Here is an 881-nt window from a genome sequence, read left to right on the forward strand (position 1 = left end):
AAATATTTGGCGTATCACAAATTGTTTGGTTTATTTGGTTGGGTATATGTTTACTAACCGAGGAAAATGCTAACAAGTCAATCCAGCAGACCGCTAACGCGTCGGCTGATTGAGGCGTTGTTAGCTTTACTAGGATGCTATGAAGTACATATCAGCAATATGTTTTGCTCTATTTATCTTCCCATTAGTAGGGAAGTTTGCATTCCCAATACTGATAAGTAACTGGGTTATTAATTGGGTTATGTTTGGTGTATTTTCTATTTTATTACCCATCGCTTACGCGCATTCTCACGTTCAACGAAAAAAGTCATTTCAGTTAAATGAATTTTTACTTCTCTTTTGTATATCGGTTGGTTTGCATGCCTTTTCTAGCCAAGCCCTGATAACTGCTGATAACTTGCTTAACTCAGCTGTTTATGAGCGCTTCAGCTATGCTCAGCTCTTTGAGAAAACTTATGTTGATAATGCAGAGGAAGATAATCAGACTTTTGCGCAATTTATTTACTGGAAAGATGGAATATCTGTCCAATATAAGTTGAACTCAGGGGAGTATGCTTTGTATGAACCCACATCTGATGATATTAGAAAATATCAAGAAAATGTAGATGTGAATAAAAGTAAGCAAGCATTAAACACGTTCAACACAGAACAATCAAAAATTGCCATGTTTTTTACTATATTTCAAATAGTTACTTTCATTTTTGTATCGCAGTTAAGTTTGTACTGGTTACGTCGTAAAGCTAACAAACAAATAAACCCGACGCCAAAAAGCGGCGCGGCTGATTAGAGCGTTAGGTGGTTACGGTGATCTTCAGTCGTTTTGAGCGAAACTCTATTGATGAGATGAAAAGCATTCTTACCTCAGACGACACTTTAAGCAT

1 protein-coding gene is annotated in these 881 nt (G+C 36.7%); it reads left to right on the top strand.

Going from position 1 to position 881, the window contains the following annotated elements; all coding sequences use genetic code 11:
• Positions 1–139: 139 nt before the first annotated feature.
• A complete protein-coding gene (locus tag HJG39_RS19290) occupies positions 140–787 on the top strand; it encodes a hypothetical protein (RefSeq protein ID WP_268412053.1) in 648 nt (215 codons plus the stop codon).
• Positions 788–881: the final 94 nt, after the last annotated feature.

Origin of the sequence: Alteromonas sp. a30 (genome assembly GCF_026788005.1) — a bacterium.
Classification (GTDB): domain Bacteria; phylum Pseudomonadota; class Gammaproteobacteria; order Enterobacterales; family Alteromonadaceae; genus Paraneptunicella.

What these genes read in the sequence shown, in the direction of transcription:
- HJG39_RS19290 (WP_268412053.1), top strand. Translation starts at nt 140, where the DNA reads ATGAAGTACATATCAGCAATATGTTTTGCTCTATTTATCTTCCCATTA.